Consider the following 13484-nt stretch of genomic DNA (forward strand, 5'->3'; position numbering starts at 1 on the left):
ATGGCCAAGTCTGATCAATATCTCTCCTCCAATATTGCGGGCGCCATCGGCGCTGCCGAGTTGGTGCTTTTCAATGGCCGTATTTACACGGTCAATGAGCAGCAGCCTTGGGTTGAGGCCGTCGCTATTAAACATGGCCGGTTTGTCGCGGTGGGCAGCTACGCCGATGTGCAGCCATTGATTGGCGAGCGAACGCGAGTGTTGGACCTGAATGGCCGCTTTGCCATGCCGGGTCTGTACGACATGCACACCCATCCCGACCTTGCGCTGGCGCCCGGCTATTCCGGAGATTTGAACATCGGGCTGGATGACCCGACGCCTGAGCAGGTCAAGCAGGCTGTGCTGGATTACGCGGCGGCCAACCCCGGTGAGGGCTGGATCTACGGGCAGTATTTTGTCCGGTACACCTTCAAGCAAGCAGGCCTGGGAGCGGATCGCGAATGGCTGGACAGCTTTATGCCGGATCGTCCGGTAGCAATTCTCGACCGTTCATGGGGCTGCATGATGGTCAACTCCAAGGCATTGGAGCTGGCAGGCATTGATGCCGACACCATGGACCCGCGCCACGGTTATATCGAGCGCGACAGTGTGACCGGCGTGCCTAACGGGATTTTGGTGGACGGTGCATACGCGTTGATCCACGCCGCCATGCCGCCAATCCCGCAGCATGCTTTGCAGCGTGCATACCGCGAGGGTGTGCAGTTTCAGAGTGGTCATGGCGTGGTGGGAACCAAGTATGTGCATGTTTGCGAGCATCGCCTGAATGCACTGAAAGCTATTGATCAGGCCGGCGAGTTGACGGTGCGGGTCGAAGCCGCAATCAGTTGGCAGGATGATATTTTCCCGGTCAAGCGGCGTTGGGAGTTGCTCGCGGGTGAACGGCATTTCTATCGCAGCGCCCGGCTCAATGCCAACGCGGTGAAGTTCCATTTCGACGGCACTCATGAGTCGCGTTCCTCTTACCTGTCGAGCGCATGGCCGGGTGAAACCAGCTGGCGTGGGCATCTGAATCTGACGCCTGAGCATATCAGCGACATGGTCGTGGACATGGACCGAAAAGGCGTGCGGGTTATTGCCCATTGCACCGGCGATGGCGCGTCTGATTTGTTTCTCGATGCAGTGGCTGAAGCGCGTCGGCGTAATGGCGACAGCGGTGTTCGTCACCAATGTGCGCACAGCACGACTCTGCTCGATGCCAACCTGGAACGCTTCGCCCAGTTGCAGGTAACCGCTGAATTTTCCCCGGTGGGCTGGTTTCCGTCCTCCTTTGCCAACGCCCGTACGGTGTTCGGTGAGGAACGCATGCAACGCGCCTATAACTTCAAAGGCGTGCTCGATGCTGGCGGCGTAGCCGTGATGGGCACCGACTGGCCGGTATCCAGCATCAATCCATGGATCGGCTTCGAGGCGATGATCACCCGCGAGAATCCTTTTGGCAGCGAAGAGGGCAGCTTTTACGGCAACCCGATTACGTTAGAGCAGGCCATCCGTGTAATGACCATCAATGGCGCCTGGTGCATGGGTATGGAAGATAAGGCCGGCTCCATTGAAGTCGGCAAGTCGGCGGACTTGATTGTGCTCGACCGCGATCTGTTCGCACGCTCGGCCAAGGGCAATATTCATGACACTCAAGTTCAACTGACCTTGCTTGAGGGCGAGGTGATGTGGGATCGACAGGGCGAGTTCAACAACACCGACCATGCCGCAGTCTGGCAGGGCGAGTTGCCAAACTTCTGATTGATCGGGTCAGGGCCTGGCCCTGACTGCAAGCCAAGAGGCGGAAATTTATGCACAGGCGAGAAAGTATTCCGGTCACCATCGTTTCCGGATTTCTGGGGGCAGGCAAGACCACCCTGTTGAATCGCATTCTTAACAGCGATCACGGGTTGCGTATGGCCGTCATGGTTAATGACTTTGGTGCCATCAATATCGACAGCCAACTGATCGTCAGCCAGACCCAGACGACTGTCAGTCTGGCCAACGGCTGTATCTGTTGTACGGTCGAAAGCGACCTGATCGAGCAGATGGGGCGGCTGCTGGACAACCGCGAGAACCGGCCCGAGTACATCGTGATCGAGGCGAGTGGTGTGTCCAATCCGGTCAAGATTGCCAGCACTTTGCGTTATCCACAGTTTCGCAACGCTTTGCATATCGACAGTATTCTGACGGTGGTCGATGCCGCGCAATTCGAAACACTTGAGGGTGACATGGCGCAGTTGGCCATGGAGCAGTTGGATGCGGCAGACATTATTGTGTTGAACAAGATCGATCAGGTCAGTCCGCAGCAGGTGGATGCCCTGCGTTCGCGCTGGTTGTATCCCAATGTCAGGCTGTTGCAAGCCGTTGAGTGTGGTGTGCCCCTGGAGTTCGTGCTTGGCGTTGAACGTTTCAAATCGGCGCAAACCTTCAGGCCGCTTAAAGCCGCTGCACCCTCAGTTAAAGCGCCGGGTGTGACGGATCATGCGGCGCTATTTGCGAGCTGGAGTTGGAGCAGCGACAAGCCATTGTCGCTCAAAGCCTTGCGCCAAACCCTAGCATCGCTGCCTGCTGACATTTACCGGGCCAAAGGTGTTTGTAATCTGGTTGAGGTGGCAGACAAGCGTTGTGTGCTGCATTTGGTTGGCAGCCGTACTGAAATCAAGCCGCATGACACGTGGCGTGGAACCAGCCCTTACAGTGAATTCATTGTGATCGGGGCCCACGGCGCAATTGATCCGGCCAATCTGCAAGCCGCCTTCGATCAGTGCGTCGCTTGAGTGGACGCTGCGCAAGATGGGTTTCATCTTGCGCAGCTGATCGTTCACGCCAGCGCCGCTTGCTCCATGCCGGTGCGCATGGTTTCTGCATCTTTTACAAAGCAGCGAGAGGCTTGCAGCAAGGCCAATGTGGTCAGCACAAACGCAACGGGAATCAGCAGCATTGCGTCGTGCAGGCCGATGGCTTTGAAGGTTTCGTTCATCTCGCTGGCGCCAGCTGCCAGCATGGCGGCGTGAGCGTAATGGTCCGACAACATTCCGACAACCACCGGGCCCATCCCGCCGCCGAGCAAGTACAAGCCTGCAAAGAACAGCGCGACCGCCGTGCCGCGTAGGCGTGGCTCGACCACGTCCTGAATGGCGGTGTATACGCAGGTGAAGTAGTTGTACGAAAACAGCCAGCCCACGCTGAACACCGCGATGAATACGCCCACTTCAATTTGTCCGGCGAGCAATGCGTAACCCGTCGCCAGCGCCGAGATGAACATGCTGATAGCAGCAAACATCAGGCGGCCGGTGGCCCAGCGCTGATGAATTTTATCGGCAGCCCAGCCGCCAAGTGTCAGGCCGAACAGGCCGGTAATCCCGACAATCACGCCCGTGGCCACCGCCGCCTGCTGCAACGGCAGGTGAAAGTAGCGTTGCAGCATCGGCACCATAAAGGTGTTACACGCATAGCTGGCGAAATTGAATGCCAGTCCCGCCAACAGCAACCACCAGAAGGTGCGAATGGCCAGGACTTTGCGCAGCGGTTTTTCGACTGGCGTGGTGGCAGACTTGACCACTTCAGCCGCCCCGCGTGAAGGTTCTTTGATCAGGAAGATAAATACGGCCAACAACATGCCCGGCACTGCGGCGATGAAGAAGGGCGCGCGCCAGTTGCCGAATGCTTCGACCATTGCGCCTACAGTGAAGAACGCCAGTACCAAGCCGAGCGGTAAGCCGAGCATGAAAATGCCCATTGCGCGAGCACGGCGTTGGGTGGGGAACAAGTCACCAATGAGCGAGTTGGCCGCAGGCGCGTAACTGGCCTCGCCAAGGCCTACGCCCATGCGCACAAACAGGAAGGTTATGAAATTACCGGCCATGCCAGTTGCGCCGGTAAGACCGCTCCAGACGAGCAGGCCCCAGCCCATGATCTTGCGCCTTGAGCCCGTGTCGGCCATGCGGCCCAACGGGATTCCGGCAATCGCATAGACGATTGTGAATACGGTGCCGGCCAGGCCCACCTGTAAATCGCTGAGGCTCCACTCCATGCGCATCGGTTCAATGATGATGGCGGGGATGGTGCGGTCAAAAAAATTGAACAGGTTGGCTAGGAAAAGCAGAAATAATACGCGCCAGGCGTTCTTGGCTTGCTGGGACTCGTGCATGTAGCTGACCTCATTGTTGTTATTGGTGAGGTATTGCCAGGTTAAATATCGAGACACATGGCGGCTCGGTTTAGATAACGCATGTGCCGATCAAACGTTGCTTTGGCCTGAGCGTCAATCAAACAAAGCCATGGTTTGGAACGCTTATAAGGTGCGATTAGTCAGACGTATCAGCCTGCGATGGGTGTAGGTGATCAGTGTCGTGGTCAATTCTGTGCAGGTGCTGTAAGGCTGCGGTCATAAAAGATCTGTTGCTAATGGCTATTCAGGAGAAGGGTTTTATATGTGCAGAAGACGCACGGCGGTAATCGGGTTGCCACTGGTGGCGCTGTTGGCGGCTAATCCGCTGCAGGCAGCCAAGGTGAGCGAGACGTCAGTTAAGTCGGCAGTGGATCAGAGCGTATTGCCGCTGATGCAGGAGCAGGGCATCAAAGGTATGGCGGTCGGGGTGACCGTAGATGGCGAGCGCTATCTATATAGCTATGGCTTGGCCGCGGCCGAGGGGGCTGTTCCGGTAACCGCAGAAACCCTTTTCGAGATCGGCTCGCTAAGCAAAACCTTCACCGCAACGCTGGCCGCGTATGCGCAAGAGAGCGGCCACTTGGCGTTGACTGACCGTGTGACGCAGCATTTGCCGGATTTTCGCGGTAGCGCGTTCGATAACATCAGCTTGTTGCAACTCGGCACCTACAGTGCGGGCGGCTTGCCGTTGCAGTTTCCTGATGGCGTTAATAATGAGCCTGAGATGTACCGCTTCTACCGTCAGTGGCAGCCGAGCTATGCAGCGGGCAGTCATCGACAGTACTCAAACCCGAGTATCGGGCTGCTCGGCTATATCGCTGCTCGAAGCATGGGTAAACCATTCGAGACGTTAATGCAGAAACAGCTATTTCCGGCGCTGGGCCTTGCGCACAGTTATCTGCAAGTACCTGCCGCTAAGATGCCCGATTATGCGCAGGGCTACATGGCCAATGGTCAGCCGGTACGCGTGAGTAAAGGAATGCTCGACGCAGAAGCGTACGGGGTTAAAACCACCGCAGGCGATGTGCTGCGCTTTATCCAGCTTAATATGTCAGCTGAGGCACTGGAGAAACCGTATCAACGGGCGATAGCGACGACGCAACAGCCGTATTACAAGGTTGCAGGCATGTACCAGGGATTGGGTTGGGAACTCTACCGTTACCCGACAACGCTGGAGACGTTGCTGCAAGGCAACTCATCAAGCATGGCGCTGGAGCCACATCCGGTTGAGCCGGTAGCAGCGGGCGAGCCGTCTGGCTCAGAATGGCTGGTTAACAAAACCGGTTCAACCAATGGGTTCGGTGCATACGCCGTGTTCATCCCGTCCAAGCGAGTGGGGGTAGTGCTCTTAGCTAACAAGAACTACCCGAATGCACTGAGAGTAAAGGCGGCGCTGCAGATCATCGATACGTTAAAGCCATAAGGTTCTGCTCGATTCAGCCCAGGATGATGGCCATTTGGCGCTGATTGAAACAAATCCGCAATAAACCCTTGACGGCAAAACTGAGGTGCCTATAATGCGCACCTCTTCCGGCGTCGACCTCTCGGAAAACTTCTTAGAAAACAAGAAGTTAGCTTAAAAAGAGGGGTTGCAAAGCAGCGAAAGCTGTGTAGAATGCGCCGAGCTCTGGAGGGTGGCTTTAAAGCCTTTTAGAGTGATCGTCACGGTGATCGAAAGCGGTAGAAAACGAGGTGTTGACAGCGAGTTTGAACGCTGTAGAATGCGCCTCCCGCTGACGAGAAGCTGGTTTGATCGGAAGCGCAAGTGGTTGAGTAGATTGAAGAAATTCTTCGAAAAACAGCTTGACAGTAAATGAGGCTGCTGTAGAATGCGCGCCTCGGTTGAGACGAAAGACTTAACCAACCGCTCTTTAACAACTGAATCAAGCAATTCGTGTGGGTGCTTGTGAGGTAAGACTGATAGTCAACAGATTATCAGCATCACAAAGCAACACTCGTTAATTCGAGAGTTACCTTACATTAATTTGTAAGTTTTGCGATTGCTGAGCCAAGTTTATAAGGTTTTCTCAAAACCTAATTGCAGTATTGAACTGAAGAGTTTGATCATGGCTCAGATTGAACGCTGGCGGCAGGCCTAACACATGCAAGTCGAGCGGTAACAGAGAGTAGCTTGCTACTTTGCTGACGAGCGGCGGACGGGTGAGTAATGCCTAGGAATCTGCCTAGTAGTGGGGGATAACGTTCGGAAACGAACGCTAATACCGCATACGTCCTACGGGAGAAAGTGGGGGACCTTCGGGCCTCACGCTATTAGATGAGCCTAGGTCGGATTAGCTAGTTGGTGAGGTAATGGCTCACCAAGGCGACGATCCGTAACTGGTCTGAGAGGATGATCAGTCACACTGGAACTGAGACACGGTCCAGACTCCTACGGGAGGCAGCAGTGGGGAATATTGGACAATGGGCGAAAGCCTGATCCAGCCATGCCGCGTGTGTGAAGAAGGTCTTCGGATTGTAAAGCACTTTAAGTTGGGAGGAAGGGCAGTAAATTAATACTTTGCTGTTTTGACGTTACCGACAGAATAAGCACCGGCTAACTCTGTGCCAGCAGCCGCGGTAATACAGAGGGTGCAAGCGTTAATCGGAATTACTGGGCGTAAAGCGCGCGTAGGCGGTTTGTTAAGTTGGATGTGAAAGCCCCGGGCTCAACCTGGGAACTGCATCCAAAACTGGCAAGCTAGAGTACAGTAGAGGGTGGTGGAATTTCCTGTGTAGCGGTGAAATGCGTAGATATAGGAAGGAACACCAGTGGCGAAGGCGACCACCTGGACTGATACTGACGCTGAGGTGCGAAAGCGTGGGGAGCAAACAGGATTAGATACCCTGGTAGTCCACGCCGTAAACGATGTCAACTAGCCGTTGGATTCCTTGAGAATTTAGTGGCGCAGCTAACGCATTAAGTTGACCGCCTGGGGAGTACGGCCGCAAGGTTAAAACTCAAATGAATTGACGGGGGCCCGCACAAGCGGTGGAGCATGTGGTTTAATTCGAAGCAACGCGAAGAACCTTACCTGGCCTTGACATGCTGAGAACTTTCCAGAGATGGATTGGTGCCTTCGGGAACTCAGACACAGGTGCTGCATGGCTGTCGTCAGCTCGTGTCGTGAGATGTTGGGTTAAGTCCCGTAACGAGCGCAACCCTTGTCCTTAGTTACCAGCACGTTATGGTGGGAACTCTAAGGAGACTGCCGGTGACAAACCGGAGGAAGGTGGGGATGACGTCAAGTCATCATGGCCCTTACGGCCAGGGCTACACACGTGCTACAATGGTCGGTACAAAGGGTTGCCAAGCCGCGAGGTGGAGCTAATCCCATAAAACCGATCGTAGTCCGGATCGCAGTCTGCAACTCGACTGCGTGAAGTCGGAATCGCTAGTAATCGTGAATCAGAATGTCACGGTGAATACGTTCCCGGGCCTTGTACACACCGCCCGTCACACCATGGGAGTGGGTTGCACCAGAAGTAGCTAGTCTAACCGCAAGGGGGACGGTTACCACGGTGTGATTCATGACTGGGGTGAAGTCGTAACAAGGTAGCCGTAGGGGAACCTGCGGCTGGATCACCTCCTTAATCGACGACATCAGCTTCCTTATAAGCTCCCACACGAATTGCTTGATTCATTGAAGAAGACGATTGGGTCTGTAGCTCAGTTGGTTAGAGCGCACCCCTGATAAGGGTGAGGTCGGCAGTTCGAATCTGCCCAGACCCACCAATTTTATCCAGCACAGCGTTACTTAGTGACTTGTGTAGTTGTACTACACGGCGCAACTAAGTGCCTTGTTCTGAATAAAATCCGTATCATGGGGCCATAGCTCAGCTGGGAGAGCGCCTGCCTTGCACGCAGGAGGTCAGCGGTTCGATCCCGCTTGGCTCCACCATTATGTAATTGCTTGATCCGCGTCTCGTTAGTGTTCAGAAATGAGCATTCCTACATTAAGTAGCTGAATGTTGATTTCTGGTCTTTGACTAGAAAAAATCGTTCTTTAAAAATTTGGGTATGTGATAGAAGTGACTAATTGATTACTTTCACTGGTAATTAATTTGGTCAAGGTAAAATTTGTAGTTCTCAATTGCAAATTTTCGGCGAATGTCTACTTCACGTTAGAGACAATAACCAGATTGCTTGGGGTTATATGGTCAAGTGAAGAAGCGCATACGGTGGATGCCTTGGCAGTCAGAGGCGATGAAAGACGTGATAGCCTGCGAAAAGCTTCGGGGAGGTGGCAAATAACCTTTGATCCGGAGATGTCTGAATGGGGGAACCCACCTAGCATAAGTTAGGTATCTTGCACTGAATACATAGGTGTAAGAGGCGAACCAGGGGAACTGAAACATCTAAGTACCCTGAGGAATAGAAATCAACCGAGATTCCCTTAGTAGTGGCGAGCGAACGGGGACTAGCCCTTAAGCTTCTTTGATTTTAGCGGAACGCTCTGGAAAGTGCGGCCATAGTGGGTGATAGCCCTGTACGCGAAAGGATCTTAGAAGTGAAATCGAGTAGGACGGAGCACGAGAAACTTTGTCTGAATATGGGGGGACCATCCTCCAAGGCTAAATACTACTGACTGACCGATAGTGAACTAGTACCGTGAGGGAAAGGCGAAAAGAACCCCGGAGAGGGAGTGAAATAGATCCTGAAACCGTATGCGTACAAGCAGTGGGAGCAGACTTTGTTCTGTGACTGCGTACCTTTTGTATAATGGGTCAGCGACTTATTTTCAGTGGCAAGCTTAACCGAATAGGGGAGGCGTAGCGAAAGCGAGTCTTAATAGGGCGTTTAGTCGCTGGGAATAGACCCGAAACCGGGCGATCTATCCATGGGCAGGTTGAAGGTTAGGTAACACTGACTGGAGGACCGAACCGACTACCGTTGAAAAGTTAGCGGATGACCTGTGGATCGGAGTGAAAGGCTAATCAAGCTCGGAGATAGCTGGTTCTCCTCGAAAGCTATTTAGGTAGCGCCTCGTGTATCACTGCTGGGGGTAGAGCACTGTTTCGGCTAGGGGGTCATCCCGACTTACCAAACCGATGCAAACTCCGAATACCAGCAAGTGTCAGCACGGGAGACACACGGCGGGTGCTAACGTCCGTCGTGAAAAGGGAAACAACCCAGACCGTCAGCTAAGGTCCCAAAGTTATGGTTAAGTGGGAAACGATGTGGGAAGGCTCAGACAGCTAGGAGGTTGGCTTAGAAGCAGCCACCCTTTAAAGAAAGCGTAATAGCTCACTAGTCGAGTCGGCCTGCGCGGAAGATGTAACGGGGCTCAAACCATACACCGAAGCTACGGGTTCATCCTTTGGATGAGCGGTAGAGGAGCGTTCTGTAAGCCTGTGAAGGTGAGTTGAGAAGCTTGCTGGAGGTATCAGAAGTGCGAATGCTGACATGAGTAACGACAATGCGAGTGAAAAACTCGCACGCCGAAAGACCAAGGTTTCCTGCGCAACGTTAATCGACGCAGGGTGAGTCGGCCCCTAAGGTGAGGCAGAAATGCGTAATCGATGGGAAACGGGTTAATATTCCCGTACTTCTAATTACTGCGATGGAGGGACGGAGAAGGCTAGGCCAGCACGGCGTTGGTTGTCCGTGTTTAAGGTAGTAGGCTGAGATCTTAGGTAAATCCGGGATCTTAATGCCGAGAACTGATGACGAGTTGTCTTTTAGACGACGAAGTGGTTGATGCCATGCTTCCAGGAAAAGCTTCTAAGCTTCAGGTAATTAGGAACCGTACCCCAAACCGACACAGGTGGTTAGGTAGAGAATACCAAGGCGCTTGAGAGAACTCGGGTGAAGGAACTAGGCAAAATGGCACCGTAACTTCGGGAGAAGGTGCGCCGGTGAGTGTGAAGGGTTTACCCCGTAAGCACATGCCGGTCGAAGATACCAGGCCGCTGCGACTGTTTATTAAAAACACAGCACTCTGCAAACACGAAAGTGGACGTATAGGGTGTGACGCCTGCCCGGTGCCGGAAGGTTAATTGATGGGGTTAGCTAACGCGAAGCTCTTGATCGAAGCCCCGGTAAACGGCGGCCGTAACTATAACGGTCCTAAGGTAGCGAAATTCCTTGTCGGGTAAGTTCCGACCTGCACGAATGGCGTAACGATGGCGGCGCTGTCTCCACCCGAGACTCAGTGAAATTGAAATCGCTGTGAAGATGCAGTGTATCCGCGGCTAGACGGAAAGACCCCGTGAACCTTTACTATAGCTTTGCACTGGACTTTGAGTTTACTTGTGTAGGATAGGTGGGAGGCTTTGAAGCGTGGACGCCAGTTCGCGTGGAGCCATCCTTGAAATACCACCCTGGTAACCTTGAGGTTCTAACTCTGGTCCGTCATCCGGATCGAGGACAGTGTATGGTGGGTAGTTTGACTGGGGCGGTCTCCTCCTAAAGAGTAACGGAGGAGTACGAAGGTGCGCTCAGACCGGTCGGAAATCGGTCGTAGAGTATAAAGGCAAAAGCGCGCTTGACTGCGAGACAGACACGTCGAGCAGGTACGAAAGTAGGTCTTAGTGATCCGGTGGTTCTGTATGGAAGGGCCATCGCTCAACGGATAAAAGGTACTCCGGGGATAACAGGCTGATACCGCCCAAGAGTTCATATCGACGGCGGTGTTTGGCACCTCGATGTCGGCTCATCACATCCTGGGGCTGAAGCCGGTCCCAAGGGTATGGCTGTTCGCCATTTAAAGTGGTACGCGAGCTGGGTTTAGAACGTCGTGAGACAGTTCGGTCCCTATCTGCCGTGGACGTTTGAGATTTGAGAGGGGCTGCTCCTAGTACGAGAGGACCGGAGTGGACGAACCTCTGGTGTTCCGGTTGTCACGCCAGTGGCATTGCCGGGTAGCTATGTTCGGAAAAGATAACCGCTGAAAGCATCTAAGCGGGAAACTTGCCTTAAGATGAGATCTCACTGGAACCTTGAGTTCCCTAAAGGGCCGTCGAAGACTACGACGTTGATAGGTGGGGTGTGTAAGCGCTGTGAGGCGTTGAGCTAACCCATACTAATTGCCCGTGAGGCTTGACCATATAACACCCAAACAATTTGATGTTTGAGTGTCTCTAGAAGTATAAACACCGAAAGTTTGCGAAACTACAAAACATCACATACCCGATTCGAAGCAGCGTCCCTGACGAGGCTTCAACAAATTGCTTGACGACCATAGAGAATTGGAACCACCTGATCCCATCCCGAACTCAGAAGTGAAACGATTCATCGCCGATGGTAGTGTGGGGTTTCCCCATGTGAGAGTAGGTCATCGTCAAGCGCCTATACCAAAACCCCAGATCGTGTAAACGGCCTGGGGTTTTACTTTAAGTATCAGATTCGAAGCTGCGTCGTTGACGAAGCTTCAAGCAAATTGCTTGACGACCACAGAGAACTGGAACCACCTGATCCCATCCCGAACTCAGCAGTGAAACGGTTCATCGCCGATGGTAGTGTGGGGTTTCCCCATGTGAGAGTAGGTCATCGTCAAGCATCTATACCGAAACCCCAGATCATGCAGATGATCTGGGGTTTCTTTTTGGCTGTAGAAAACTATGCGCACGGTTAAATCGCCATTAGACGCCTGCCTTGTAGCGACTGATAACGATCAGGCTGAATCGTGTTCGCGTCTGGTGTACGGTAGCTTGGGTGTTACATCAGTCGCGGAGTTGAAATGAGCGCTAATGATCAGGATTTGACTCGTCTGGCTGCCGAGTTGGGCGAGCAGCTAGTCAGTGTGCAGGCACAGGTTACAACCGCCGAGTCCTGTACGGGGGGCGGTATTGCTGAGGCGATAACCCGAATTCCCGGCAGCTCTGCCTGGTTTGAAGCCGGCTATGTGACCTACTCCAATGCACAGAAGACTCAGCAGTTGGGGGTTAGTCCAGAGCTGTTTGGCAGCGTCGGAGCTGTCAGTGAAGAGGTCGTTGTCGAGATGGTCCGTGGCGCACAGGCTAATAGCGGTGCTCGCTATGCGGTCGCGGTTAGCGGTGTTGCAGGCCCGGATGGCGGCTCGGCGGATAAGCCCGTGGGGACTGTCTGGGTGGCCTGGGCTGAAAGTTCGAAGGTGTTCACCCACCGTTGTTTGTTTGCAGGAGACCGTGAGCAGGTCCGCCGACAAACGGTTTATACCGCGCTAGAGGGGTTGCTTCGTCTGCTCGCAAAAGAAAATCCAATTGTGGGGTAGGCGTGCGGCCTAGCCTATGGAATAATACTGTCTACTTATACAGTTGTTGGCGGCCGTCAGGCCCTCTTAATCACGTGGGGATTTCAATGGACGAGAATAAGAAGCGCGCTTTGGCTGCTGCCTTGGGCCAGATCGAAAAGCAATTCGGTAAAGGCGCAGTCATGCGCATGGGCGACCATGATCGCCAGGCTATTCCAGCGATCTCTACCGGCTCGCTCGGGCTGGACATTGCCTTGGGCATTGGTGGTTTGCCGAAAGGCCGTATCGTCGAAATCTACGGCCCTGAGTCGTCAGGTAAAACTACCCTGACTCTCTCTGTTATCGCTGAAGCCCAGAAAGCCGGTGCGACCTGTGCATTCGTCGATGCCGAGCACGCACTCGACCCTGAGTATGCCGGCAAGCTGGGCGTTAATGTTGATGATCTGCTGGTATCGCAACCGGATACCGGCGAGCAGGCGCTGGAAATCACCGACATGTTGGTGCGCTCCAATGCCATTGACGTAATCGTTGTCGACTCCGTGGCTGCACTGGTGCCGAAAGCGGAAATCGAAGGTGAGATGGGCGACATGCACGTCGGCCTGCAAGCCCGTTTGATGTCGCAGGCGCTGCGTAAAATCACCGGTAACATCAAGAACGCCAACTGCCTGGTTATCTTCATCAACCAGATCCGTATGAAGATCGGCGTAATGTTCGGCAGCCCAGAAACCACTACCGGTGGTAACGCGCTGAAGTTCTACGCATCGGTTCGTCTCGATATCCGCCGTACAGGTGCGGTTAAAGAGGGTGACGAGGTTGTGGGCAGTGAAACCCGGGTTAAAGTCGTCAAGAACAAGGTCGCACCGCCGTTCCGTCAGGCTGAGTTCCAGATCCTTTACGGCAAGGGCATCTACCGTAACGGTGAAATCATTGATCTGGGCGTACTGCACGGTTTCCTGGAGAAGTCTGGCGCTTGGTACAGCTACCAGGGCAGTAAGATCGGTCAGGGCAAGGCCAACTCGGCTAAGTATCTGGAAGATAACCCGGAAGTCGCCGCCACTCTGCAAAACCTGATCCGTGAAAAACTGCTGACGCCGGCAACTCCCGCCAAGGCTGCGGCAGAGTCGGTTGATAGCGCCGAAGTAGACGCTTAAACCGATAGGTTA

General features: G+C 53.8%; 6 protein-coding genes, 2 tRNA genes and 4 rRNA genes. 11 read left to right on the forward strand and 1 reads right to left on the reverse strand.

The annotated features are described in order from the left end of the window. A complete protein-coding gene (locus PMYSY11_RS06245) occupies positions 1-1737 on the forward strand; it encodes an amidohydrolase (protein WP_150548625.1) in 1737 nt (578 codons plus the stop codon). 50 nt (positions 1738-1787) lie between these two features. After that, entirely contained in the window at positions 1788-2756 is a 969-nt protein-coding gene (locus tag PMYSY11_RS06250) for a CobW family GTP-binding protein (RefSeq protein WP_150548626.1), read from the forward strand. A 44-nt stretch (positions 2757-2800) separates the two neighbouring features. Here the strand turns inward: PMYSY11_RS06250 and PMYSY11_RS06255 are convergent, their stop codons facing one another. Beyond that, positions 2801-4129, reverse strand: coding sequence for a spinster family MFS transporter (locus tag PMYSY11_RS06255; protein ID WP_069900965.1), 1329 nt, complete (start codon positions 4127-4129; stop codon positions 2801-2803). A gap of 283 nt (positions 4130-4412) precedes the next feature. Between PMYSY11_RS06255 and ampC the strand changes: the two genes are divergently transcribed. The 9 genes from ampC (at position 4413) to recA (ending at position 13472) form a co-directional block, all read left to right on the forward strand. Further along, on the forward strand, positions 4413-5573 hold the full coding sequence (gene ampC / locus PMYSY11_RS06260) for a class C beta-lactamase (RefSeq protein ID WP_150548627.1): 1161 nt from the start codon (positions 4413-4415) through the stop codon (positions 5571-5573). Between the two features lie 625 nt (positions 5574-6198). Further along, positions 6199-7741: ribosomal RNA gene (locus PMYSY11_RS06265) — 16S ribosomal RNA — on the forward strand. A gap of 65 nt (positions 7742-7806) precedes the next feature. Further along, positions 7807-7883 (forward strand) — tRNA-Ile (locus PMYSY11_RS06270). A gap of 90 nt (positions 7884-7973) precedes the next feature. Next, a tRNA-Ala gene (locus tag PMYSY11_RS06275) sits at positions 7974-8049 on the forward strand. Between the two features lie 257 nt (positions 8050-8306). Beyond that, positions 8307-11197, forward strand: a 23S ribosomal RNA gene (locus PMYSY11_RS06280). A 123-nt stretch (positions 11198-11320) separates the two neighbouring features. Beyond that, positions 11321-11436: ribosomal RNA gene (gene rrf, locus PMYSY11_RS06285) — 5S ribosomal RNA — on the forward strand. Positions 11437-11532: 96 nt separating this feature from the next. Further along, a 5S ribosomal RNA gene (gene rrf / locus PMYSY11_RS06290) occupies positions 11533-11648 on the forward strand. Together the 16S, 23S and 5S rRNA genes with 2 tRNA genes alongside form the textbook arrangement of a ribosomal RNA operon. A gap of 181 nt (positions 11649-11829) precedes the next feature. Further along, positions 11830-12342, forward strand: a complete 513-nt coding sequence (locus PMYSY11_RS06295; RefSeq protein WP_150548628.1) for a CinA family protein — start codon at positions 11830-11832, stop codon at positions 12340-12342. An 86-nt stretch (positions 12343-12428) separates the two neighbouring features. Next, positions 12429-13472 (forward strand): recombinase RecA, encoded by a 1044-nt coding sequence (gene recA / locus PMYSY11_RS06300; RefSeq protein ID WP_069901450.1) that lies wholly within the window; start codon positions 12429-12431, stop codon positions 13470-13472. Positions 13473-13484: the final 12 nt, after the last annotated feature.

The sequence above is a fragment of the Pseudomonas marincola genome, from assembly GCF_900682675.2.
GTDB lineage: Bacteria > Pseudomonadota > Gammaproteobacteria > Pseudomonadales > Pseudomonadaceae > Aquipseudomonas > Aquipseudomonas marincola.